Annotated in this window: 24 protein-coding genes and 1 riboswitch; of the genes, 12 read left to right on the top strand and 12 right to left on the bottom strand. The window is 73.4% G+C overall.

What is annotated here, in order from left to right:
• The 6 genes from H6X67_RS06060 to H6X67_RS06035 form a co-directional block, all read right to left on the bottom strand.
• Entirely contained in the window at nt 1–1,266 is a 1,266-nt protein-coding gene (locus tag H6X67_RS06060) for an ABC transporter permease (protein WP_249368886.1), read from the bottom strand.
• The gene (locus tag H6X67_RS06055) at nt 1,266–2,816 is read right to left on the bottom strand and encodes an ABC transporter ATP-binding protein (RefSeq protein WP_249368885.1); all 1,551 of its coding nucleotides are present in this window, start codon (nt 2,814–2,816) and stop codon (nt 1,266–1,268) included. Before H6X67_RS06055 ends, H6X67_RS06060 begins: the two co-directional genes overlap by 1 nt.
• 182 nt (nt 2,817–2,998) lie before the next feature.
• Nucleotides 2,999–4,090, bottom strand: a complete 1,092-nt coding sequence (locus H6X67_RS06050) for a BMP family lipoprotein (protein ID WP_249368884.1) — start codon at nt 4,088–4,090, stop codon at nt 2,999–3,001.
• Between the two features lie 212 nt (nt 4,091–4,302).
• Nucleotides 4,303–5,481, bottom strand: a complete 1,179-nt coding sequence (locus H6X67_RS06045) for a mannose-1-phosphate guanylyltransferase (protein WP_249368883.1) — start codon at nt 5,479–5,481, stop codon at nt 4,303–4,305.
• Between the two features lie 9 nt (nt 5,482–5,490).
• Nucleotides 5,491–6,741, bottom strand: coding sequence for a YihY/virulence factor BrkB family protein (locus H6X67_RS06040; protein ID WP_396121343.1), 1,251 nt, complete (start codon nt 6,739–6,741; stop codon nt 5,491–5,493).
• Between the two features lie 84 nt (nt 6,742–6,825).
• On the bottom strand, nt 6,826–7,386 hold the full coding sequence (locus H6X67_RS06035) for a 2'-5' RNA ligase family protein (RefSeq protein ID WP_249368882.1): 561 nt from the start codon (nt 7,384–7,386) through the stop codon (nt 6,826–6,828).
• Nucleotides 7,387–7,576: 190 nt separating this feature from the next.
• Between H6X67_RS06035 and galK the strand changes: the two genes are divergently transcribed.
• The 4 genes from galK to H6X67_RS06015 all read left to right on the top strand — a co-directional run bounded on the left by galK (nt 7,577) and on the right by H6X67_RS06015 (nt 12,191).
• Nucleotides 7,577–8,890, top strand: a complete 1,314-nt coding sequence (gene galK / locus H6X67_RS06030) for a galactokinase (protein ID WP_249368881.1) — start codon at nt 7,577–7,579, stop codon at nt 8,888–8,890.
• A gap of 192 nt (nt 8,891–9,082) precedes the next feature.
• On the top strand, nt 9,083–10,123 hold the full coding sequence (locus H6X67_RS06025) for a permuted SH3 domain-containing protein (RefSeq protein WP_249368880.1): 1,041 nt from the start codon (nt 9,083–9,085) through the stop codon (nt 10,121–10,123).
• Nucleotides 10,120–10,860: an ABC transporter ATP-binding protein gene (locus tag H6X67_RS06020; protein ID WP_249368879.1), complete on the top strand. Its 741-nt coding sequence runs from the start codon at nt 10,120–10,122 to the stop codon at nt 10,858–10,860. The genes H6X67_RS06025 and H6X67_RS06020 overlap by 4 nt, the downstream gene beginning before the upstream one ends.
• Nucleotides 10,857–12,191, top strand: coding sequence for an ABC transporter permease (locus H6X67_RS06015; RefSeq protein WP_249368878.1), 1,335 nt, complete (start codon nt 10,857–10,859; stop codon nt 12,189–12,191). The genes H6X67_RS06020 and H6X67_RS06015 overlap by 4 nt, the downstream gene beginning before the upstream one ends.
• Before the next feature lie 270 nt (nt 12,192–12,461).
• Here the strand turns inward: H6X67_RS06015 and H6X67_RS06010 are convergent, their stop codons facing one another.
• The 3 genes from H6X67_RS06010 to H6X67_RS06000 all read right to left on the bottom strand — a co-directional run bounded on the left by H6X67_RS06010 (nt 12,462) and on the right by H6X67_RS06000 (nt 14,368).
• A complete protein-coding gene (locus H6X67_RS06010; protein ID WP_249368349.1) occupies nt 12,462–13,292 on the bottom strand; it encodes a hypothetical protein in 831 nt (276 codons plus the stop codon).
• Nucleotides 13,293–13,805: 513 nt separating this feature from the next.
• Entirely contained in the window at nt 13,806–14,024 is a 219-nt protein-coding gene (locus tag H6X67_RS06005) for a hypothetical protein (protein WP_249368347.1), read from the bottom strand.
• Between the two features lie 8 nt (nt 14,025–14,032).
• Nucleotides 14,033–14,368, bottom strand: coding sequence for an acylphosphatase (locus H6X67_RS06000; protein ID WP_249368357.1), 336 nt, complete (start codon nt 14,366–14,368; stop codon nt 14,033–14,035).
• A 42-nt stretch (nt 14,369–14,410) separates the two neighbouring features.
• Here H6X67_RS06000 and H6X67_RS05995 point away from each other — a divergent pair, with 42 nt between their 5' ends.
• Nucleotides 14,411–15,244: an exodeoxyribonuclease III gene (locus H6X67_RS05995; RefSeq protein ID WP_249375366.1), complete on the top strand. Its 834-nt coding sequence runs from the start codon at nt 14,411–14,413 to the stop codon at nt 15,242–15,244.
• Between the two features lie 100 nt (nt 15,245–15,344).
• On the opposite strand, the gene H6X67_RS05990 is transcribed toward H6X67_RS05995, so the two are convergent.
• From H6X67_RS05990 to H6X67_RS11860, 3 genes are all read right to left on the bottom strand, one after another.
• Nucleotides 15,345–16,250 carry a bifunctional methylenetetrahydrofolate dehydrogenase/methenyltetrahydrofolate cyclohydrolase gene (locus tag H6X67_RS05990; RefSeq protein WP_249368345.1) on the bottom strand — a complete coding sequence of 302 codons (906 nt, stop codon included), beginning with the start codon at nt 16,248–16,250 and terminating at the stop codon, nt 15,345–15,347.
• Entirely contained in the window at nt 16,247–17,551 is a 1,305-nt protein-coding gene (glyA, locus tag H6X67_RS05985; protein ID WP_283251328.1) for a serine hydroxymethyltransferase, read from the bottom strand. The genes H6X67_RS05990 and glyA overlap by 4 nt, the downstream gene beginning before the upstream one ends.
• Nucleotides 17,552–17,600: 49 nt before the next feature.
• A riboswitch (ZMP/ZTP riboswitch) is annotated at nt 17,601–17,701 on the bottom strand.
• 110 nt (nt 17,702–17,811) lie between these two features.
• Nucleotides 17,812–18,981: a CobW family GTP-binding protein gene (locus tag H6X67_RS11860; RefSeq protein ID WP_283251327.1), complete on the bottom strand. Its 1,170-nt coding sequence runs from the start codon at nt 18,979–18,981 to the stop codon at nt 17,812–17,814.
• A gap of 22 nt (nt 18,982–19,003) precedes the next feature.
• On the opposite strand from H6X67_RS11860, the gene rpmB reads away from it, so the two are divergent.
• The 7 genes from rpmB (at nt 19,004) to H6X67_RS05945 (ending at nt 22,116) form a co-directional block, all read left to right on the top strand.
• Nucleotides 19,004–19,267: a 50S ribosomal protein L28 gene (gene rpmB / locus H6X67_RS05975; protein WP_502797303.1), complete on the top strand. Its 264-nt coding sequence runs from the start codon at nt 19,004–19,006 to the stop codon at nt 19,265–19,267.
• Nucleotides 19,267–19,437 carry a 50S ribosomal protein L33 gene (gene rpmG / locus H6X67_RS05970; protein ID WP_249368341.1) on the top strand — a complete coding sequence of 57 codons (171 nt, stop codon included), beginning with the start codon at nt 19,267–19,269 and terminating at the stop codon, nt 19,435–19,437. The genes rpmB and rpmG overlap by 1 nt, the downstream gene beginning before the upstream one ends.
• Nucleotides 19,437–19,742, top strand: a complete 306-nt coding sequence (gene rpsN, locus H6X67_RS05965; RefSeq protein ID WP_249368339.1) for a 30S ribosomal protein S14 — start codon at nt 19,437–19,439, stop codon at nt 19,740–19,742. The genes rpmG and rpsN overlap by 1 nt, the downstream gene beginning before the upstream one ends.
• 87 nt (nt 19,743–19,829) lie before the next feature.
• Nucleotides 19,830–20,093, top strand: a complete 264-nt coding sequence (locus H6X67_RS05960; protein WP_249368336.1) for a type B 50S ribosomal protein L31 — start codon at nt 19,830–19,832, stop codon at nt 20,091–20,093.
• A gap of 53 nt (nt 20,094–20,146) precedes the next feature.
• Nucleotides 20,147–20,269 (top strand): 50S ribosomal protein L36, encoded by a 123-nt coding sequence (gene rpmJ, locus H6X67_RS05955; protein ID WP_249368335.1) that lies wholly within the window; start codon nt 20,147–20,149, stop codon nt 20,267–20,269.
• Between the two features lie 233 nt (nt 20,270–20,502).
• The gene (gene purU / locus H6X67_RS05950) at nt 20,503–21,390 is read left to right on the top strand and encodes a formyltetrahydrofolate deformylase (RefSeq protein ID WP_249368332.1); all 888 of its coding nucleotides are present in this window, start codon (nt 20,503–20,505) and stop codon (nt 21,388–21,390) included.
• Between the two features lie 9 nt (nt 21,391–21,399).
• Entirely contained in the window at nt 21,400–22,116 is a 717-nt protein-coding gene (locus H6X67_RS05945) for a metal-dependent transcriptional regulator (protein WP_249368330.1), read from the top strand.
• Nucleotides 22,117–22,301 lie beyond the last annotated feature (185 nt).

Raw genomic sequence — 22,301 nt, 5'->3', positions numbered from 1 at the left:
TCAGGCCTCCTGTCCGGGTGCGGCGGTGGCGGCGGCCGCGGTCTCGGCCTCCAGGCGCTTGCTCTCCTGGGCGCGCTTGAAGGAGCCGGGGGCCGGCAGCCGGTAGATGGCGCGCACGAGCGGCGGGGCCGCGATGAACAGCACGATGGTGGACTGCAGGATGAGGACGATGTCGATGGGGGTGCCGGTGGCGGCCTGCATGAGGGTGCCGCCGGCGGTCAGCCCGCCGAAGAGGATGCCGGCGAGCACGGTCCCCAGGGGCTTGGAGCGGCCCAGCAGCGCCACGGTCATGGCGTCGAAGCCGATGGAGCCGGCGATGGAGGCGGTGAGGTACTTCTGGGTTCCCAGGACCGGGCCGGTGGCGGCCAGGCCGCACAGGGCGCCGGAGACGATCATCACCAGGGCGGTAACGCGGGGGACGTTGACGCCCGCCGTGCGGGCCGCCTCGGGGTTGAGGCCGGTGGCGCGGAACTGGAAGCCGAGGGTGGAGCGCTCCAGGAGCCACCACACGAACCAGGCGGTCAGCAGCGCCAGGATGAAGCCGGCGTGCAGCCGGAAGGAGGGGCCGAGCAGCAGCGGGTAGGTGGCGCCGGAGCCCACGGGCAGGGAGCGGGGGTTGGAGTTGCCCTCACCGATGAAGGTCTTGAGGGTGAGCATGTGGGCGATGAGGTAGGCGCCGATGGAGTTGAGCATGATGGTCGTGATGACCTCGCTCGCCCCGGTGGTGGCCTTGAGGACGCCGGGGACCGCGCCCCACAGGGCACCGCCGACGATCGCGCCGAGGATCGCCACGACCAGGTGCAGCCCGGCAGGCAGGTCCCAGGCGAATCCGGCGTAGCCGCCGACGACGGCGCCGAGGATGAGCTGCCCCTGGCCGCCGACGTTGAACAGGCCCGCGCGGAAGGCGACCGCCATGCCCAGGCCCGCGAAGATGAGCGGGGTGGCGTTGACCAGCGTCTCGGTCAGCGGGCGCCACATGCGGGCCGTGGAGGAGGCCTGCCAGTCGAAGAGGCCGCCGCGCAGGAGCGCGGAGTAGGCCTCGCCGAGGGAGGTGGCGCAGGCCCCCAGGAAGTCGGAGGGCCGGGCCATGAGGTAGCCGGCGGTCATGCGCACGTCAGCGTCGGCGATGAGGATGAGGACGGAGCCGACGATGAGGGCGCTGACGACGGCCAGGAGGCCCATGAGGCCGTTGGACTCGGCGATCTGGCGCGCCAGGCCGGGCTGGGACTCGTCCCTGCCCGCGGCGGGGGTGGTGCTCTCGCTCATCACTTCTCCTCGGTGTCCTGGGCGGCGCCGGCGGGGGCCAGGGCCTGGTCGAGCGGGACGCCGGCCATCATGAGGCCGAGGACGTCTCGCGGGGTGTCGGGCGCCACGACGCCGACGACGCGGCCCTTGTACATCACGGCGATGCGGTCGCTGAGCGAGTAGATCTCGTCGAGCTCGCTGGAGACGATGAGGACGGCGGTGCCGTTGTCCCGCTCGGCCACGATGCGCTTGTGGACGAACTCGATGGAGCCGACGTCGAGCCCGCGGGTGGGCTGGGAGGCCACGAGGACCTTGAGGGGGCGGGAGAGCTCGCGGGCGAGGATCGCCTTCTGCGCGTTGCCGCCGGACAGGGTGGAGATCGGGTCGGCGACGTCGGTGACGCGTACGTCGAACTCCTCGCGCAGCCTCTCGGCGTGGGCGCGGACCTTGGCGGGGTTGATGGATGGACCCGCGCCGAAGGCGGGGTCGTCGTAGCGGTCGAGGATCATGTTCTCGGCGACGGAGAAGTCCGCGACGAGGCCGTCGGTGGAGCGGTCCTCGGGGACGAAGCCGAGGCCGGCGCCCAGGCGCTGGTGCACGCTCAGGCGGGTGATGTCCTTCCCGCCGATGCGGACCGTGCCGGCCGAGGCCGGGGTGAGTCCGAGGACGACCTCGCCCAGCTCGGTCTGCCCGTTGCCCTGGACACCCGCGACGCCCAGGATCTCGCCGTCGTGCACGGTGAGGGTGACGTCGTCGAGCAGGAGGGCGCCGTCGTCGTCGACGATGCTCACGCCGGCGAGCTCGAGACCCGCCTCGCCGGGGGCGGCGGGCTCCTTGTCCACGGTGAGGGAGACGTTGTGGCCCACCATCATGCCGGCGAGCTCGGCCTGGGAGGCGGTGGGGGCGGCGGTGCCGACCACCTTGCCGCGGCGGATGACCGTGATGGTGTCGGCGACCTCGCGGATCTCGCGGAGCTTGTGGGTGATGAAGACGATGGAGGTGCCCGAGGCCTTGAGGTCGCGCATGATCCCCATGAGCTCGTCGGTCTCCTGCGGGGTGAGCACGGCGGTGGGCTCGTCGAGGATGAGGACCTTGGCGTCGCGCGAGAGGGCCTTGATGATCTCGATGCGCTGCTGGACGCCGACGGGAAGGTCCTCGATGTAGGCACCGGGGTCGACGTCGAAGCCGAAGCGCTCGGAGATCTCGCGGACCTTGGCGGCGGCGGCCCGGGCGTCGATGACGCCGCCGAGGCGCCCGGCGGGCTCGTAGCCCAGGGCGACGGACTCGGCGACGGTGAAGACGGGCACGAGCATGAAGTGCTGGTGGACCATGCCGATGCCGGCGGCGACGGCGTCGCCGGGGCCGGAGAAGCTGACCGGCTCACCGTCGATGAGGATCTGTCCGGCGTCGGGCTGGTAGAGCCCGTACAGGACGTTCATGAGGGTGGACTTCCCGGCGCCGTTCTCTCCCAGGAGGGCGTGGATCTGTCCCGGCTCGACCGTGATGTCGATGTGGTCGTTGGCCACGAGAGGCCCGAAGACCTTCGTGATCCCGCGTAGCTCGAGCTGCACGTGTGCTCGCTTCCGTCGTGGGTCGGGTGCCCCGTCAAGGGCAGGGGGGGATGGGTCGCCGCCTCACGCGACGGCCCTGACCCGCCGCTGACGCCGCCGCCCCACGGGCGGCGGCGTCAGCGGCGGGTCAGGGGGTCATGTCTCGTGAGGGACCTGTGCACCGGTGGGTGCGGGGCTCCCGGTCAGGAGGGGTCGTAGGCGGTGGACACGTCCAGGGTGCCGTCGATGATCTGCTGCTTGATCTCCTCGACCTCCTTCTTGAGGTCGGCACTGACGTTGGCGTCCCAGTCGTGGAAGTCGGCGATGGACACGCCGCCGTTCTCGAGGGTGCCGACGTAGGGCTCGTTGGTGAACTTGCCGTTGGCGGACTGCTCGACGGTGTCGTAGACCGCGTTGCCGATCTCCTTGATGACGCTGGTGAGCATGTAGGAGCCGAACTCGGTGGTGTTGTAGCCGTCGGCGTCGACCCAGATGGCGGCGCTGGTGGTGGAGCCGCTGTCCTGGAGGGCGGCGAGGGTGCCCTGGCCGACGGGGCCGGCGACCGGCAGGATGATGTCCGCGCCCTGGGACAGGAACTGCTGGGTCAGCTGCTGGCCCTTGGCGGTGTCGGTGAAGTCACCGGTGAAGGAGCCCGCGTCAGGGTTGGCGGGGTCCCAGCCGAGGACCTGGACGTTGGTGCCGTGGTCCGCGTTGTACTTGGCGACGCCCTGGGCGAAGCCCTCCATGAAGATCTGGACGGTCGGGATGGCGACGCCGCCGTAGGTGGCGACGGTGCCGGTCTTGGTGGTGCCCGCGGCGACGTAGCCGGCGAGGTAGGAGGCCTCGGCCGTGTTGAAGGACAGCGGCTTGCCGTTCTCCAGCTCGACGGTCTGGCCGTCGGCGCTCTGGAAGGAGGAGTCGATGATGGCGAACTGGACGTCCGGGTTGGCCTGGGCGGCCTCGGTCAGGGCGGGGGCGATGACGAAGCCGACGCCGATGATGAGGTTGCAGTTCTGCTGGATGAGGGAGTCGATGTTGGGCTGGAAGTCCGCGTCGGAGCTGGACTCGACGCCGACGATGTCGACGCCGAGCTCGTCCTTGGCGCGCTGCAGGCCCTCCATGCCGGACTGGTTGAAGGACTGGTCGTCGAAGCCGCCCTCGTCGGAGACCATGCAGGCCTTGAAGCCCGCGGTCTGGGTGGTGGTGGAGTCTGTCGGCGCGCTGCCGCAGGCGGCCAGGCCCAGGGCGGCGGCCAGGCCGAGCACCAGGGCGTAGTAAGGCTTCTTCGTCTTCACTGTGGGACCTCCGGTCGGGGGTGGTGGGGACCGGCCCCGTGGCACTGGCACTCGGCCTGGGACGTTCACCCTCAGGATAGAGGGTGATCCTGCCAGGTCCAGGGCCGGTGGTCACGTGGTGGGGCCAAGGGGACCATGCTCGCACACGCACGGCCACCTGTGTGGGCAGTCACGCACCCGGGCCGTGCCGGGCCCGGTTCGCGCCCGCAGGCTCACAGGAGGTCGTCGCGGCCCTCGGTCCGGAGGCCGTCAACGACGCCCTTGACGGCCTGCGACTGCTCCGGGGTGGTGACCAGCAGCGCGTCCGGCGTGTCGACGACGACGAGGCCCGGCACGCCCAGCAGCACGACCCGGCGGTGCGTGGTGGAGGCCACGAGCGCACCGGGCGAGCCCACGGCCGTCACCCGGCCGGGGTCACCGGCACCGTCTTTACCGCTTGTGCCGCCCGTGCCGGCTGCCAGGACGGCGGTCCCGGCGGCCGGTCCCCCGGCCCGCACCGGGACGAGACCGGCCAGCGCGTCGAAGCCGCCGACGTCGTCCCAGCCCATGGAGGCGGGCACGGTCGCCACGCCCCCGGCTGCGGCGACGGGCTCGGCGATGGCGTGGTCGATGGCGATCCTCTCCAGGCCCGGCCACACGCGCTCAAGGACCTCCTCGCGCTGCGGGGTGTCCCAGGCGGCGGCGATCTGCTCGATGCCCGCTGCCAGCGCGGGCCTGAGCCGCGCGAGGTGGTCGAGCAGGACGCCGGCGCGGGTGACGAACATGCCGGCGTTCCACCGGTAGTCACCGGTGGCCAGGTACTGGGCGGCGGTCGCGGCGTCGGGCTTCTCGGTGAAGCCGAGCACGCGGCGCCCGTCGGGGGCGCCGGGCACCTCGGTGGGCTCGCCGGCGCGGATGTAGCCGAAGGCGGTGGAGGGGCCGGTGGCCTCGATGCCGATGGTGACGACCCAGCCGGCCTCGGCCAGGAGGGCCGCCTGGCGGACGGCGCCGTGGAAGGCGGCCTCGTCGGCGATGGTCTGGTCCGCGGCGAAGGAGCCGACGACGGCCTCGCGCCCGTGGCGGCGGGCGATGACGGCGGCGGCCAGGCCGATGGCGGCCATGGAGTCGCGCGGGCTGGGCTCGGCCAGCAGGTTCTCGCGCGGCACGCCCGGCAGCTGGTCGGCCACGGCCGCCAGGTGGGCGCTGCCGGTGACGACCGTCGTCGTGACGGTCACCGCCTCCAGCCGGGCGACGGTGCCCTGGATGAGGGTCCGCCCCGCCCCGGTGAGGTCGAGCAGGAACTTGGGGTGGTGGCGCCGCGACAGCGGCCACAGCCGGGTGCCTGCGCCTCCGGCGGGGATGATGGCGTGGATGAGGGGGGCGCCCAGGCCCGCGGCGGTGGTCTCTGTCACCGCCCCAGGCTACCGGCTGCCCGGACGCCCGCCGGAGGGCTCGGCACCGGCATCGCCGTCGGCGCTGTCATCGGCACTGTCGTGGGCGCCGTCGTCGGACTCGTAGTCGGGGTGCGCCGTCGGGTCGACCTCGAGGGTTCCGGTGATGTCCTGGCGGGGCCAGGAAAGGGTCTCGGGTGCGGACAGGGTGACGTAGTTGGGCGTCTGGGAGGCGTGGACCTCGTCGGGGTGGTCGATGACGGCGGGGGCCGGTGGGTTGGCCGTCCAGGCGCACACGTACAGCACGACGCGGCTGGCCAGGTGCAGCCACAGGACGAGCACGACCAGCGCCGTGAAGGAGGCGAGCAGCGGGTTGGCCCCCGCCGACCCGACGGCGCCCGTTCCCAGCGCCCGCAGGACCCCGAAGGCGAGGCCGCCGAGGGCGGCTCCCCGCAGGAGGTCGTTGCGGGGCACGCGCACACCGCAGGAGCGGATGAGCAGCGCGAGGACCGCCGAGTCGATGAGGAGGGAGACGGCCAGGGTGAGCACCCGTGTGCTCCCTCCGGCGACCCACGACGGCAGCCACCCGGGCAGGGGCTCCAAGGCGCCCACGAGCGCCCCGGTGACGAGGGAGGCCGCGGCGGTGACGACGACCGAGACCATGATGACGAGGAAGCCCAGGAGGTTCGTCAGCTCCGCGACGACGATGTTGCGGGGCACGCGCACGATGCCGAACATGGCCCGCACTCCGCTGGACAGGGCGCGCATGAGCCCCAGCGCGGAGTACAGCAGGGCGAGGAGGGCGATGACCGAGCCCGGGTTGAGGGCGGAGTCGAGGGTCAGCTGGTCGATGCTCACGATGCCGTTGCCCGAGCCGTCGTCGAGCACGCCCGGGAGCATGTCGTCGATGGCGCTGATCGCCGCGTCGCGCAGCCCGGGGTGGCTGCCCAGGGCCGTCATGAGGGCGGTGACCCCGATGGCGAGCGCAGCGAAGACGGAGAAGAGGCCGGTGTAGGCGATGCCTCCCGCCAGCAGGGGGCCGCGAGCGCTGGTGTAGCGGGCCTGGGTGCGGCCCGGGCGCGAGGCCATGGCCGCGGCGCCCAGGCGCTGGACGGTGGCGACCGCCCGCCCGAGGGCCCTGGGGGCGGCTCCTGCCGCGTCCCGGTCCCCGTCTGCCCGGCTCCCGCCGTCCCGGGACGCGGCTGCCCGGTGGGTGCGGTCCCGGGGACCGTCGTCCTCAGCCCGGTGGCCCGTCCTCGTGCGGGTGGGGTGGTCAGTCATCGACGTCCCTCTCGTGGCATCGGTGGTGGTCTCGGTGTCGTGGCGTCCCGGGCCCCGCCCCTCTCGGACCCGGCCCCGGCGTGCTCAGTCCCGCCCCGGGACGCGGCCCAGGGGCACGACGTCGAGCAGGTGCCAGACGCCGTCGTCCCCCATCCGGTCCAGGCGCACGCAGTCGACGACGAACTGGCCGTGGATGCCCTCCCCGGCGGCGAGCGCGTCGTCCAGGGCGTCATCGTCGACCTCGTGGGCGAGCGTGAGGTGGGGGTGGAAGGGGAAGCGCAGGTCCCCGGCCAGGGGGCCCGTCCCGGCGCGCAGGGCGGCCTGCAGCGCGTCGAGCTCGGCGGCGCCGTCGCCGACGGCCAGGTAGGCGACGGGGCTCACCGGGCGGAAGGAGGCCGCTCCCCCGACCTCGCACAGGAAGGGGGCCGCGGCCCCGGCGACGCGGGCCACGTGGGAGCGCACCTCCCCCAGGCGCCGGGCGTCGACAGCGGTGGGCGGGACCAGGGTGACGTGCGGTGGGATCGACAGGGCCAGGGGGTCCCCGGCGTCGAGCCGGACCACCCGCACCTGGGCCGCCCACGGCTGCGGCAGGGGGACGGTGACGCCCACGACGCACTGGTGCGCGTCGGTCTCAGGAACCTCCACAGCACCTCCTTGCCTGCGCGGCGCGAGCCGTGCCCGGGGGCCCGGGGGCGGCCGGGCCCGGGCGGACCGCGACGTGCCGGCCCGCGCCGAAGCCTATCGGACCGGGGGCGGTCCGCCCGAGCCTGCGGGGGCCGGGCGCAAGCGCCCCGGCGCAGGGGACCGCCGGGCGGTGCTCTGGCAGGATGTGCCCATGTCCTACGAGAGCACACCCGCCCCCGGCACCAGCACCGCAGCCACCGCCCCCGTCTTCTCCCCCGCGCTCACGCCCGACGAGGGCGTCGCCGCGGCCACCGACCTGTTCCGCGAGGTCTTCGGCGGCGAGCCCGACGGCGTGTGGTACGCCCCCGGCCGCGTCAACATCATCGGTGAGCACACGGACTACAACGGCGGGCTCGCCCTGCCCATCGCCCTGCCCCACCGCGCCCACCTGGCGCTGCGCCGGCGCGAGGACCGCACGATCCGTCTCGTCTCCCCCCAGACCCGCCAGAGCGTGGACGTGCTCGACCTCGACGCCATCGGCCCCAAGGGCACGCCCGGGGAGGTCCGCCACTGGAACGCCTACGTGGCGGGCGTCGCCTGGGCCCTCGAGCAGGACGGCCTCGGCCCCCTCACCGGCTTCGACGCCGCCCTGTACTCCTGCGTGCCGCTGGGCGGCGGCCTGTCCTCCTCCGCGGCCCTGGAGGCCTCCACCGCCGTCGCCCTGGACGAGGTCTGCGGCCTGGGCCTGGCAGGGACCGTCGAGGAGCCCGACGACGCCGGGCGCGCCCGCCTGGTGAGCTCCTGCGTGCGCGCGGAGAACGAGATGGCCGGCGCCCCCACCGGGGGCATGGACCAGTCCGCCTCCCTGCGCTGCCGCGCGGGCCACGCCCTCGAGCTCGACTGCCGCACCGGCGAGGCCGCCCAGGTGCCCTTCGACCTGGCCGCCGCCGGGCTGGCGCTGCTCGTCATCGACACCAAGGCCAAGCACTCCCTCGTGGACGGGCAGTACGGCGCCCGCCGCGCCGCCTGCGAGCGCTCCGCCGAGGTCCTGGGCGTCGAGCTGCTCGCGGACATCGACGTCGCCGGCCTCGACGAGGCCCTGGAGCGCCTGGCGGCCTCCGGAGAGGACAACGCCGCCGAGCTCGTCAGGCGCACGCGCCACGTCGTCACCGAGATCGACCGCACGCAGCGCCTCGTCGCGCTCCTGCAGGACGGGCGCCCGCTCGCCGGGGACACGCTCGCCGAGGTCGGCGCGCTGCTGGACGGCTCGCACGACTCGCTCAGGGACGACTACGAGTGCACCTGCCCGGAGCTGAACCTCGCCGTCGACACCGCCCGCGCGGCCGGGGCCCACGGGGCCCGGATGACGGGAGGCGGCTTCGGCGGCTCCGCCATCGCGCTGGTGGACGCGGACAAGGTGGACGAGGTGGCGCGCGCCGTCGTCGCCGCCTACGCCGAGGCCGGCTTCACGCCGCCCGCCTTCCTCGACGCCGTGCCCTCGGCGCCCGCCGGCCGTCTGGCCTGACCCGGGACCCGCCCCGGGGCACCGGGGCTCCGGTGGGTGGGCTCCCCTGAGGGGGAGCCCACCCACCGTCTCAGGGACAAGACAGGGGCGCCTCAGGGTGATCTCCTCCCAGGGGATGAGACCCGTCCAGCCGCCCCTGCCCTAGCCTGCCACTGTCCCGTCCGCGTCCTCGCCGTTCCCCGGAGGAGCCCTGTGAAGCGCTACGTCCTTCCCACCGTCAAGGTCCTCATCGCGCTGGTCATCGCCGTCGCGCTGGCCAAGATCGCCTTCTTCCCCGACGGCGGTGACGAGACCTCCACGGGGCCGACCCCCTCCTACGAGGTCGCCACCCAGACCACCCAGGCGGTCATCGGGGACATCTCCAACACCGTCGGCGTCAAGGGCCAGGTGGTCGAGGACGCCGCCGTCCAGGCACAGGCCACCCTCAACGGCGTCGTCGACTCCTTCGACGTCGCCAAGGGCTCCTACGTCACCGCCGGGGCGCCCCTGATCTACCTCAAGAAGGTCGAGCCCCAGGAGCCCATCCAGGAGGTCGGCGAGGACGGCACCGTCACCACCATCCCGGTGGCGGACAAGGTCACCTGGGCCACCGTCTACGCCCCCGCGGACGGCATCGTCTCCTACAACGTCATCGAGGGGCAGGACACGACCATCGGCATGGTCGTCGCCACCGTCTCCCCGGGCACCTACTCCGCCGTCGGGACCATCACCCCCTCCCAGCAGTACCAGCTGACCAACGCCCCCTCCACCGCCATGCTCACCCTCGAGGGCGGCCCCGCCCCCTTCGAGTGCCAGAACCTCACCATCGGCACCAAGACGCAGAAGACGACCACGCCGGAGGGCTCCGCCAGCACCCCCTCGGACGGCACCAGCGTCGAGGTCCGCTGCCCCATCCCCTCCTCCCAGCAGGTCTTCCCGGGGCTGCCCGTGACCATCGGCATCGACGCCGGCTCGGCGACCGGGGCGCTCATCGTCCCCGTGACCGCCGTCGAGGGCTCGACCACCACCGGCAACGTCTGGGTGGTGACCGACCCGGCCAACCCGGACCTCGCCGAGAAGCGCGAGGTCACGCTCGGCATCAACGACGGCACCTCCATCCAGGTGACCGACGGGCTGAGCGAGGGAGACGAGATCCTGCTGTTCGTGCCCGGCAAGGACGTCGTGCGCACCGGCGAGCCCAACTCCTGCGACCAGTACGCCTGCTACGACGAGAACGGCCAGGAGTACCTGTGAGCGACCCCATCCTCAGCCTGAGGGGCGTCGCACGGACCTTCGAGGTCCCCGACTCGGGCCCGCTGCACATCCTCACCGGCGTCGACCTCGACGTGCACGAGGGCGAGCACGTGGCCATCGTCGGCCGATCCGGCACCGGCAAGTCCACGCTGCTCAACATCCTCGGTCTCATCGACCACCCCTCGGGGGGCTCCTACCTCCTCGACGGCAAGGACACCTCCGGCCTGGGCGAGAGCCGCCGCGCCCTCCTGCGCGGGGCGACCTTCGGCTTCGTCTTCCAGTCCTTCAACCTCATCCCCGGCCTGACGACGACCGAGAACGTCGCCGCGCCGCTGCTGTACGACCGCGGCCTCGCCTTCTGGGGGCGCACGGCCCGCGCCGAGGAGCTGCTCGACGCCGTCGGGCTCGCCGACAAGGCCGGCGGGCGGATCGACCGACTCTCCGGCGGTGAGCAGCAGCGCGTCGCCATCGCCCGGGCCATCGCCCGCCGCCCCCGCGTCATCCTGGCGGACGAGCCCACCGGGGCCCTGGACGTCGACACGGGCGCGAGCGTCATGAGCCTGCTCGAGCGCCAGTGCCACGAGACCGGCGCCGCCCTCATCATCATCACCCACGACCTGGCGGTCGCCAGCCGCGCACGCAGCCAGTACCGGCTGGAGCACGGCGTGCTCACGCCCATCGCGGTCGGTGAGCGCGAGCAGGGCTCGCTCGAGAGGCTTGAGGAGGTGGGAGCGTGAACGGCTTCCTCACCGGGACCGTCGGCGCCCTCGTCGAGGCCTGGACCCAGCTGCGCATCGGCAAGCTGCGTGTCCTGCTGTCCCTGGTCGGCGTGGGGGTGGCCGTGGCCGCGATGACCTTCGTCATCGCCTTCGGCCAGGTCTCCGCCGCCGTCCAGGCCGAGCTCATGCAGCAGTGGAACGGCCGTCCGGGCACGGTCATGCTCAACGTGACGCCGTCGTCGGAGGACTCCGACGGCACGGGCCCCGGTGGCACGGGCCCCGACACTCCGGCGCAGGCCGGCGGCGGCCAGGCGGCGGACCCGACCGCGCTCAGCGCTGCCGAGAAGGTCGACAAGGCCTACACCGACTTCGTCGAGCGCTACAAGATCAGCCACTGGGCGACGAATGAGCGCACGACGCTGCGCCTGAGCCTGGGCGGCATGCCCACCAACGTGCAGACGCAGGTCGTCTCGGGCGGCTACGGGATCCTGCACCGCACCCAGGTGCTCCAGGGCCGGTGGTTCAGCGCCGACGACGAGGACGACCTGTCCCCCTCGATCCTCGTCAGCCAGGGTGTCCTCGACGCGCTCGGGGTGCCCGAGCTCCACGCCCCGCTGCGCGTACGCGGGCTGGCCCCGGTGGAGACGACCTACACGATCGTCGGGGTGCTCAAGGGGGACGGCTCGGTCTCCTGCTACTCGGATCCTGAGACCGGCGAGGACGTGTGCGACGCGCCGATGACGGCGATGGTGCTCTCCGAGCCCTACTACCGTCTCCTGCCGTCCACCGTCGAGCGCTCGGCCCCGACGCTCGAGGTGTGGGCCGGGGTGGGCAAGGGCAGCGAGATGGGGGACCTCATGAAGGACCACTTCAACGCCATCTTCGGGCACAACGCGGCCTCCGCCTGGAACAACGAGTTCGACTCGATGGAGGAGTTCGACCGGACCTTCACGCTCGTGGTGACCTCCGCCGGCGTGTTCATCATGGTGCTGGGCGCCCTGGGGCTCATCAACATCTCGATGGTGACGGTGCGCCAGCGCATCCACGAGATCGGTGTGCGCCGCTCCTTCGGGGCGACGAGCCGGCGTGTCTTCTTCTCCATCATGCTCGAGTCGGTGGTGGCGACGGTCGTCGCGGGCGTCATCGGGATCGGTGTCGCCATCGTGGCGATGCGCTTCGTGCCGCTGGAGGTCCTGTTCAACGGCTACACGGTGTCGAACCGGCCGCCCTTCCCGATGTCGGCGGCGCTCATCGGCCTGGTGGCGGCCTCCGGCGTCGGTGCCCTGGCGGGCATCATCCCCGCCGTCGTCGCCGTGCGCATCCGCCCCATCGACGCCATCCGCTTCTGACGCCTGGGCCGGGGCAGACGCCCAGCCCAGGCCGGGGCCCGGGCTGGGCGGCTCCGGCGTCTGCCCCGGCCCCCTCCCCCGATCTCGGCCCCCCTCCTGGCACACGGACAACCTGCCGTCCCCAGGACAACCTCTTCTCGCAAGGACAACCTGTCGGCAGCAGGACAACGTGAAGTGCTCCCGCACGTTGTCCTGCTGCACGCACGTTGTCCTGCTGCAGGACAGTGGTCCGTCAGCGGGCACCGGGCGCAGCGCGACGAGCGCCGAGGCTCAGTGCAGGGGCCGGATCCCCGCCTCGGCGAGCGCGTTGAGCATTCCGTCGACCCTGTAGGCGTCCCGCCACGTCCAGCGCACCACCCGCATCCCCGTGACGTTCTCGATCTCGATCTCCCGTCGCCGCTCCGCCAGGATGACGTCCTCAACGGGCCTGCCCGTCATCTCCCGCGCGTACTTGACGTACCCGTCGAACTCCCCGATGACCCCGTGCTGCGGCCACATGAAGTCGACGCGTCCCACCAGGTGCCCGCGATGGTCGTGCACCTCGGTCTGAAGACCGGGCTCCGGCAGGTGGTTCTCGATCATGACGGCGCGGCTGAGGCTCTCCCCGGGCGACTCGGCGCGGGGGTCGGCGCGCTCGAGCGCGAAGAGCAGGGCCGGGTTCCCACGAGCCCCTGGGCGCCGGGACGCCAGGTCCTTGACCTCCTCCCGGCTCACCAGCCCGTTGCGCAGGGCGTGGTCGAGGCTCGCCAGGTTGGAGGCGAGCGAGCGGCGCCGCCCCAGGTCGACGAGGGTCTGCCCGACGGAGGCGATGCTCAGCCCGTCGTTCTCCGTGGTCTGCCAGCCCTCGTAGGCGCGCAGGGTGCGGCAGCAGCTGGTGCGTCGGCCGCCGTCCCGACCGCGCTGGGCCCGCTCGATGCGCGAGGGCAGGGCCCCGACGAGCGGCAGGCCGTGGACCACCGCGGCCGACTCCCGAGCGAGGACGGCCTCGCCGTCGAGGAGCCCGGTCAGGCGCCCGGCCACGACGAGCAACCGGTGGCGCTCCGCCCGGCTCAGCCTCTCGACGTCGCCGCGCCTGGCGTAGGCGCCAGGGACCAGTCGCACGAGGCGGCTGCCCGGCCCTCTCGCAGCATGCGACAGTGCGTGCGCTGAGAGACCGAGCCGGGTCTGCTCCCGGCTGAGGAGGATCGGTGCGGGTGCGGTCCACATGCCGTGATCGTGGCTCTGTTGCTCACCGGCTCGCAGCCCGCGGCCCCCGGGTGTGGATGGCTGACCGCCCTGCCTGTCGCGGAGGGCCCCTGTGGAGCCCGGCGGCCCGTTGGTCTCCGTGTCCTTCCCACCGCGCCCGCCCACGGACCACCTCGCCCTGGATGGACAACCTCTGTGCAGCAGGACAACCTGGCGCTGCGTGGACAACCTATGTGCCTCCACACGGTTGTCCTGCTGTGCGCACGTTGTCCTAGCGCGAGAAGGTTGTCCTTGAGCGAGCGCGCAGCCGTGACTCGGGCTGCGCCCACGCAGCCGGGGACCCGCCTCATGGGGTGCCGTGTGCTCGACGGCGCGGTGGCCGGGCCCACGCAGCCGGGCAACCGGGGGTGCGCCACTGGCGCCCGGGGCTCAGCCCCAGCCCTCATCGCGGTCGGGCTGGCCGCGGCGTCGGCGCAGGAGCCCGGCGGCCGTCAGCGCGGCGCCGGCCAGGCAGCCGGGCATGGAGACCAGCCACAGGACCGTGGCCGCAGCGCCGACGGGCAGCAGGCTGGCGGCCACCGGCAGGAGCGCGGCGACCACCATGAGCAGCGCGCCGCCGACCATGAGCCCGCGGCCGGGGCTGGACACCGCCCGGCTCATCGGGCGACCTCGAAGGCGCTGCCGGTCAGGGAGCCGGGCGCCCTCTCCTCCACGAGCACGCCGTCGACCCGGGCCCAGCCCGGGCCGCGGTAGAGCCAGGCGATGAGCCGGGAGACGTCGTCGGACGGCCCCTGGGCGAGGACCTCGACGGTGCCGTCGTCGAGGTTGCTCACGGAGCCGACGAGCCCGAGGGAGCTGGCCTCCTGCAGGCAGGACCAGCGAAAACCCACCCCCTGGACCATCCCTGACACGACGGCGCGCACCGTGCGGCTGCGCCCGTCAGGGCCACCGGCCCCGGAGGCGGCCGCCTGCTGTCCTGTTGATCGCCTCATGCGGGTCATTGTCCACCTCCTGGCGGCACGTACCCTGGCGCCATGCGTATCGCCACTGCCAACGTCAACGGGATCCGTGCCGCCGCCCGCAAGGGCATGGCCTCCTGGATCGAGTCCTGCGCCCCCGACGTCCTGCTCCTGCAGGAGGTCCGCGCCGACGAGGAGACGGCCGCCGCGCTCCTGCCCGGCTACACCTCCATCGTCTGGCCCTGCCGAGTCAAGGGCCGTGCGGGCGTCGCCGTGGCCGTGCGCGAGGACGGTCCCCTCACCGCGGGCGAGGTCCGCTACGGCGTCGCCGCGCCCGGCACCGAGGAGCCCGACGTCGACTCCGGGCGCTGGCTCGAGGTGGACCTCCTGCCCTCCGGGGCCGAGGAGGGGGCCGCGCTCACCGTCGTGTCCGCCTACCTGCACTCGGGCCAGCTCGGCACCGAGAAGATGGACCAGAAGTACGCCCACCTCGACCTCGTCGACGCGCGCATGGCGGCCCTGCTCGCCCGCGCCGCCGACGGCGGCCCCCAGGTCCTCATGGCCGGTGACCTCAACGTCGTGCGCTCCGAGCAGGACATCAAGAACTGGAAGCCGAACCACAACAAGATCGCCGGGGTCATGGACGAGGAGATCGCCCACCTCGAGTCCTGGTTCTCCTCGGGCTGGACCGATGTCGCCCGGGCCCTCGCCCCCGAGGAGCAGGGCCCCTACACGTGGTGGTCCCAGAGGGGCCAGGCCTTCGACAACAACGCCGGCTGGCGCATCGACTACCAGGTGGCCACGCCGGCCCTGGCCGCGCGCGCCTCGTCGGCGAGGGTGAACCGGGCGGCCTCCTACGCCGAGCGCTGGAGCGACCACGCGCCGCTGGTCGTCGACTACGCGGGCTGACGGGCTCCGCCCACACCGCGCGCCGGCGGGTCCCGGGCCCGCGAAGGACCCGGGACCCGCCGGCGTCAGCACCAACCTCAGTGGGCGGGAAGCGGGTGGCTCAGGCCCCGGCGGCCAGGCGCTCGGCCGTCTCGACGACGTTCGCGAGCAGCAGCGCGCGGGTCATCGGCCCCACTCCCCCGGGGTTCGGGGACAGCCACGAGGCGACCTGGTCGACGCCGTCGGCCACGTCCCCCATGATGCGGCCCTTGCCGGTGGCCGGGTCCACCACGCGCGAGACCCCGACGTCGAGGACGACGGCGCCGGGGCGCACCATGTCGGCCGTGATGATCCCGGCGCTGCCGGCGGCCGCGACGACGACGTCCGCGCGGCGCACGTGCCCGGCCAGGTCCGCCGTGCCCGTGTGGCAGACGTCGACGGTGGCGTTGACGTCCTTGCGCATGAGCAGCAGCCCGATGGAGCGGCCGACCGTCACGCCGCGCCCGACGACGCACACGTCCTTGCCCGCCAGGTCGATGCCGTGGCGGGTGAGGAGCTCGAGGCACCCGCGCGGCGTGCAGGGCAGCGGCGAGGTGATGGGCTCGCTGCCGCGCAGGACGAGGCGCCCGAGGTTGGTCGGGTGCAGGCCGTCGGCGTCCTTGTCCGGGTCGATGCGCTCGAGCACGGCGTTGGTGTCGATGCCCCGGGGCAGCGGCAGCTGGACGATGTAGCCGGTGCAGGCCGGGTCCTCGTTGAGCCGGTCGACAGCCGCCTCGACCTCGGCCTGGGTGGCCGTGGCGGGCAGGTCCACGCGGATGGACTCGATGCCGACCTCGGCGCAGTCGGCGTGCTTGCCAGCCACGTAGCGCACGCTGCCGGGGTCCTCACCGACGAGCACGGTGCCCAGGCCCGGCACGACGCCGCGCGCGCGCAGGGCGTCCACCCGCTGCCTCAGCTCGGCCTTGATGGCGCCGGCCGCGGCGGTCCCGTCCAGGACCCGTGCGGCGCCCGTCCAGGGGGCCCTCACTGCTCGAGCCCGTCGTAGAGCGGGAAGGCCTCGGTCAGGGCCTCGACGCGCGCGCGCAGGCCTGCGAGCAGCTCGTCGTCGGCCCGTCCGGCGGCACCGGCGACGAGGGCGGTGGCGATGATGTCCGCGACCTCGGTGAACTCGGCGGCGCCGAAGCCGCGGGTGGCCAGGGCCGGGGTGCCGATGCGCAGGCCGGAGGTCACGCGCGCGGGGCGCGGGTCGAAGGGGACGGCGTTGCGGTTGACGGTGATGCCCGCGGCGTGGAGGAGGTCCTCGGCCTGCTGGCCGTCGAGGGCGGCCTCGCGCAGGTCCACGAGCACGAGGTGGACGTCCGTTCCCCCGGTGACGAGGCTGATGCCGGCGGCGCGCACGTCGTCGGCGAGCAGGCGCTCGGCGAGGATCGCCGCACCCTCGATGGTGCGGGCCTGGCGGTCGCGGAACTCGTCGGTCTGGGCGATCCGCATGGCGACGGCCTTGGCGGCGACGACGTGCATGAGCGGGCCGCCCTGCTGGCCGGGGAAGACGGCGGAGTCGAGCCTCTTGCCCAGCGCCTCACCGCGGCTGGACAGGATCATGCCGGAGCGCGGCCCGCCGATGGTCTTGTGCACGGTGGTGGACACGACGTCGGAGTGGGGCACGGGGCTGGGGTGCAGGCCGGCGGCGACGAGGCCGGCGAAGTGCGCCATGTCCGTCCACAGGTAGGCGCCGACCTCGTCGGCGATGGAGCGGAAGGCCTCGAAGTCGAGGTGGCGGGGGTAGGCGGACCAGCCGGCGATGATGACCTTGGGGCGCTCGCGCAGGGCGGCCTCGCGCACCTGGTCCATCTCGATGCGGTGGGTGGTCTCGTCCACGCCGTAGGCGGTGGCGCGGTAGAGGCGGCCGGAGAAGTTGATCCTCATGCCGTGGGTGAGGTGGCCGCCGTGGGGAAGGGCGAGGCCGAGGATGGTGTCGCCGGGGTCGGCCAGGGCGTGCAGGACGGCGGCGTTGGCCTGGGCGCCGGCGTGCGGCTGGACGTTGGCGTAGTCGCCGCCGAAGACGGCCAGGGCGCGCTCGATGGCCAGGGACTCGGCGACGTCGACGACCTCGCAGCCGCCGTAGTAGCGCTTGGCGGGGTAGCCCTCGGCGTACTTGTTGGTGAGCACGGACCCCTGGACCTGGAGGACGGCGCGGGGCACGAAGTTCTCCGAGGCGATCATCTCGAGGGTGCCGCGCTGGCGGGCGAGCTCGCCGTCGAGGACGGCGGCGATCTCGGGGTCGAACTGCGCCAGGGGCATGGTGTTGAGGGTCGTGGGGGCGGTCATGCTTCTCCTTGGTGTCCGGACTTCGCCGGCGTGGTGCGCCGGCGGCTGCGGCATCGGCCCAGGCGGGCGACCAACTGCTCCTTGCCGGTGGCCCGGCAGCACCGCCGCTCCCCGGTGGTTGGCCCACCTGCGCCAGTCGCGACGGCGTGGCCCATGCTAGCCCGCGCCGGGTGGTGGTGCTGCCGGGGCCGTCCGGCGGGGCGCGGACGGGCGCCGGCCGGGCCCCTCAGCCTCCCCGGGCCCCTCGGCCGCCCGGGTCCTCAGGCCTCGGCGACGCCGAGCCAGTCCTCGAGCCCGTCGGGGTAGCGCGGCCAGGCGAGAGCCTCGACGAGCTCGTCGGAGCGCAGGAGGATGCGGGAGAAGGCCCGGCTCACGGCCTCGCACTCGGCGTCGTCGGCGAGGCCGGTGACGACGAGGTGGCTGCGGGCGGTGCCGTCGCCCGCCTGACCCCAGGTGCCGGCGTCGCCCACGGAGACGACGCCTCCGGCGACCTCCCAGGCGCAGACGCGTCCGGGGCGCGTGGGGACCCAGAAGCAGCCGCGGGCGAGCAGTCCCCTGCCGGCGAGGTCCCCGACGAGCTCGCGCAGCCGCCCGGGGTGGAAGGGCAGGTCGGAGGACAGGTCGAGGGTGCGCACGCCGTGGTCGTCGGGGCCGCCCCAGGCCCGGGTGGTGGCGGGGTGGACGCGGGCCAGGGCGGCCTGGGCGTCGTGGTCGACGGCGAGGGCCTCGGCCAGGACCGGGCTGTCGAGCCCCGGCAGGAGGAGGGTGTCGTGGGGGCGCAGGTGCTCGATGAGGTCGGAGCCGACGGGGTCCTCGCCCAGGCGCAGGACGAGGTCGGCGTAGCCGAGGGCGTTCATGTGGACCTCCCCGCTGCAGCGCTCGTCGCCGGGGGCGAGATGGGCCAGGACCTCGCTGAGCGGGTGGTGCTCGAGGAGCGTGGAGGCGGCGGTGGAGGCGTCGATGACGTGGACGACGCCGGCGAGACGGGCCCCGGGCACGTGCTCGGCGAGCGCGGTCGCCAGGGCGGGCACGAGGTGGACGAGCTCGAGGCCGGGAGGCAGGAGGATGACGGTGGTGCCCTCGGGGACGGCGGCAGCGGTGTCCTCCCGGCCGTCGTCGTCGGACCCGCCCGCGTCATCGGCCCCGCCCGACCAGCCGTCGCCGTCGGCCCTCTCGGCGGCGACGCTCAGGAGGGTCTCGCGCACGGAGCAGGTCCAGCACTCGCGCTCCATGGGGACGTCGAGGACGCCGGCCTCGCCCTGGAGGCGGACGGCGGGGGCGCCGTTGTCGGCGGGGTCGTCGCAGGCGGTGGCGCAGGCGAGGACGTCGACCTGGATGAGGGCGGGGGCCTCGGGCCCGAGGGTGAGGGCGGCGAGGTCGCGCAGCAGGGGCTCGACGGTGCTGACGAGGACGAGGGCGTGACGGGGCATACCTGGCTCCAACTTGATAATGATGAGAATCATTCTCTATTGTGCCGCCATGACCACCTACTGCCAAGTCACAGGAGCCAAGTCGGTCTTCGGCAAGAGCGTCTCCCGCTCCCACCGGCGCACGAGCCGCCGCTGGGACCCCAACCTCCAGACCAAGCGCTACTGGGTGCCCTCCCTGGGCCGCACCGTGCGCCTGACGGTGTCCGCCAAGGGGATCAGGACCATCGACAAGATCGGCATCGACGTCGCCGTGGCCCGCATGCTCGCCCGGGGGGAGCGTCTGTGATGGCGGCCCGCACCAAGGACCTGCGCCCCATCATCAAGATGGTCTCCACCGCCGGCACCGGCTACACCTACGTCACCCGCAAGAACCGGCGCAACACGCCCAACCGCCTCGTCCTGCGCAAGTTCGACCCCGTCGTGCGCCGCCACGTCGAGTTCAAGGAGTCCCGCTGATGGCCAAGAGGTCCAAGATCGCCCGCGACGCCCAGCGCCGCGAGGTCGTCGCCCGCTACGCCGAGCGCAGGGCCGAGCTCAAGCGCGCCAGCACCAGCCCGCACCTGAGCGCCGAGGAGCGCGCCGCCGCCATGCGCGCGCTGCACGCCCTGCCCCGCGACGCCTCCCCCACCCGCCTGCGCAACCGGGATGTCGTCGACGGCCGCCCGCGCGGCTACCTCGCCGTCACAGGCACCTCCCGGGTGCGCTTCCGCCAGATGGTCCTGCGCGGCGAGCTGCCCGGCATCACCAAGTCGTCCTGGTGACGGCCGCCCAGCACCGCCGCCCCACCACCGAACGCCACCGAACGCCGCTGAACGCCACAGAGCACAGCCACGACCCGTAGGAGCACCATGCGCCCCGGCATCCACCCCGAGTACAGCCCCGTCGTCTTCCGCGACAAGGCCGCCGACTTCGCCTTCCTCACCCGCTCGACCCTCGCTCCGCGCGTCCCGCCGGGGCAGACCATCGAGTGGGAGGACGGGCACACCTACCCCGTCGTCGACGTCGACGTCTCCAGCGCCTCGCACCCGTTCTGGACCGGCAGGGGCCGCGTCCTCGACACGGCCGGACGGGTCGAGCGCTTCGAGCGCCGCTACGGCCGCCGCACGCGCTGAGACCGCCGCAGGCGCGACCACACCCCACTACCCCCGCACCCCAGGAGGAGCACATGAAGGTCCGAGCCTCGATCCGCTCGCTCGCCCGCCAGCCCGGCTCGAAGGTGGTCCGACGCCGCGGGCACACCTACGTCATCAACAAGAAGAACCCCCACCTCAAGGCCCGCCAGGGCTGACCGGCGCCGCAGCGCAGGCACCCGGCGCCCTGTCGCGCCACGGGCCGACGGCGACCATCCCCTCAGCGGGTCGGCCGCCGTCGGCCCGCCCCCTCATGGGATGACCGACGGCGACCCCCGGGGCCACCCCAAGGCCGTGGGGCGGTCCGGCCCGCGCAGCCCGTCCGGGGCACGCAGCGCCCCGGACGGCACCCCGGCTCGGCGCGCCCGCACGCGGCGGCTACCCTCTGGCCATGACCATCTCCGCTTCCCCCGCCGCGGCCGGCACCGCGGCCGACGCGCAGCACCTCGTCCTCACCCTGTCCTGCCCGGACCGTCCCGGCATCGTCCACGCCGTCACCGGCGCGCTCGCCCGCCGCGGGGGCAACATCACCGAGTCCCAGCAGTACGGCGACGACGAGACCGGCCTGTTCTTCATGCGCGTGGCGGTCCTCACCCGCGTGCCGCGCAGCGAGCTCGAGGCGGACCTCGCCGAGCTGGCCACCACCTACGAGATGACCTGGGCCCTGGACGAGGCCGACCGGCGCGTGCGGACCCTGCTCATGGTGTCCAAGGAGGGCCACTGCCTGTCCGACCTGCTCTTTCGCGCCAAGAGCCAGGGCCTGCCCATCGAGGTGGTCGGCGTCGTCGGCAACCACGAGACACTGCGGGACGTCGCCGAGTTCTACGAGGTCCCCTTCCACTGCGTCCCCGTGACCCGGGAGACCAAGGAGGCCGCCGAGGCCGAGCTGCTGCGGCTGGTGGAGGAGCTGGGCGTCGAGCTCGTCGTCCTGGCCCGCTACATGCAGATCCTCTCCCCCGCCCTGTGCGCGCGCCTGCACGGCAACGTCATCAACATCCACCACTCCTTCCTGCCGTCCTTCAAGGGCGCCAAGCCGTACCACCAGGCCCACGAGCGCGGGGTCAAGCTCATCGGGGCCACCGCCCACTACGTCACCGAGGACCTGGACGAGGGCCCCATCATCGAGCAGGACGTCACCCGCGCCTCGCACGCCGACTCCGCCCTCGTGCTGCAGCGCAAGGGCCAGGACGTCGAGCGCCGGGTCCTGGCGCAGGCCGTCAAGTGGCACGCCGAGCACCGCGTGCTGCTCAACGGCCGGCGCACGGTCGTCTTCGCCTGAGGGGCCCGTGTGGCACGCGGCGGCCTGAGCGCGAGCAACGAGGAGTACCTCAAGACCCTGTGGACCCTGCAGGAGTGGTCCGGGTCCCCCACTGCGCCGGGCGACCTCGCCGCCCGCACCGGGGTGCGCCCCTCGACGGTCTCCGACGCGCTCAGGCGGCTGCAGGCGGCCGGGCTCATCGAGCGCGCCCCCTACGGCTCCGTCACCCTGACCGAGCAGGGGGTGGCGCAGGCGCTCGCGCTCGTCAGGCGCCACCGGCTGCTCGAGCTCTTCCTCGTGAGGACGCTGGGCTACGCCTGGGACGAGGTGCACGCCGAGGCCGACGCGATCGAGCACACGGTGTCCGCGCTCATGGTCGAGCGCATCGACGCCGCGCTCGGCTTCCCCCGCCTCGACCCTCACGGCGACCCGATCCCCTCGGCGGACGGCGCGGTCGAGCACCTGGGCCTGGCTCCGCTCGCGGACGCGGGTGCGGGCGAGCGCCTGCGCGTGCGCCGGGTCGACGACCGCGACGCCGGGCTTCTGCGCCGCCTGCGCGAGGCGGGGGTCGGGCTAGGGACCCTGGTCGTGGTGGAGCCCTCCTCCCCCTTCGAGGACGTCGCCGTCGTCAGCGTCGTCAGCGCCACCGATGACGACGGTGGTGCCGAGGACGGGCGGCGGCTGACGCTGAGCCGTGAGGACTGCGAGCGCGTGCTGATCTCGCCGGAGCCGTCCCGGGCTCCCTGAGCCCAGCGGCCCGGCACTGATCAGTGCTGGCTCATGACGCGATCACATTCTCAAAAGTTCGTGTAGACGTACTTCACTCTTCGCCTCATCGAGCATTGGCGGCAAACCTGCTACTACTAGATCTTGCGCCCAACAGGTCAGCACCCCACCAGATGTTGTGTCTGGGCGCCAGAAGGTCCTCAGCA

It is taken from the genome of Actinomyces sp. AC-20-1, assembly GCF_023369555.1.
In the GTDB taxonomy this organism is placed as follows: domain Bacteria; phylum Actinomycetota; class Actinomycetes; order Actinomycetales; family Actinomycetaceae; genus Actinomyces.
The sequence above is the reverse complement of the archived record's forward strand: the minus strand, read 5'-3'. Positions and strand labels throughout refer to the sequence as shown.

Bases quoted from the DNA above. Each gene is read 5' to 3' on its own strand.
- H6X67_RS06060 (WP_249368886.1), bottom strand. From the start codon at position 1,266: ATGAGCGAGAGCACCACCCCCGCCGCGGGCAGGGACGAGTCCCAGCCC.
- H6X67_RS06040 (WP_396121343.1), bottom strand. From the start codon at position 6,741: ATGACTGACCACCCCACCCGCACGAGGACGGGCCACCGGGCTGAGGAC.
- galK (WP_249368881.1), top strand. From the start codon at position 7,577: ATGTCCTACGAGAGCACACCCGCCCCCGGCACCAGCACCGCAGCCACC.
- H6X67_RS06000 (WP_249368357.1), bottom strand. From the start codon at position 14,368: ATGAGGCGATCAACAGGACAGCAGGCGGCCGCCTCCGGGGCCGGTGGC.
- H6X67_RS05995 (WP_249375366.1), top strand. From the start codon at position 14,411: ATGCGTATCGCCACTGCCAACGTCAACGGGATCCGTGCCGCCGCCCGC.
- glyA (WP_283251328.1), bottom strand. From the start codon at position 17,551: ATGACCGCCCCCACGACCCTCAACACCATGCCCCTGGCGCAGTTCGAC.
- H6X67_RS11860 (WP_283251327.1), bottom strand. From the start codon at position 18,981: ATGCCCCGTCACGCCCTCGTCCTCGTCAGCACCGTCGAGCCCCTGCTG.
- rpmB (WP_502797303.1), top strand. From the start codon at position 19,004: ATGAGAATCATTCTCTATTGTGCCGCCATGACCACCTACTGCCAAGTC.
- rpmG (WP_249368341.1), top strand. From the start codon at position 19,267: ATGGCGGCCCGCACCAAGGACCTGCGCCCCATCATCAAGATGGTCTCC.
- rpsN (WP_249368339.1), top strand. From the start codon at position 19,437: ATGGCCAAGAGGTCCAAGATCGCCCGCGACGCCCAGCGCCGCGAGGTC.
- H6X67_RS05960 (WP_249368336.1), top strand. From the start codon at position 19,830: ATGCGCCCCGGCATCCACCCCGAGTACAGCCCCGTCGTCTTCCGCGAC.
- rpmJ (WP_249368335.1), top strand. From the start codon at position 20,147: ATGAAGGTCCGAGCCTCGATCCGCTCGCTCGCCCGCCAGCCCGGCTCG.
- purU (WP_249368332.1), top strand. From the start codon at position 20,503: ATGACCATCTCCGCTTCCCCCGCCGCGGCCGGCACCGCGGCCGACGCG.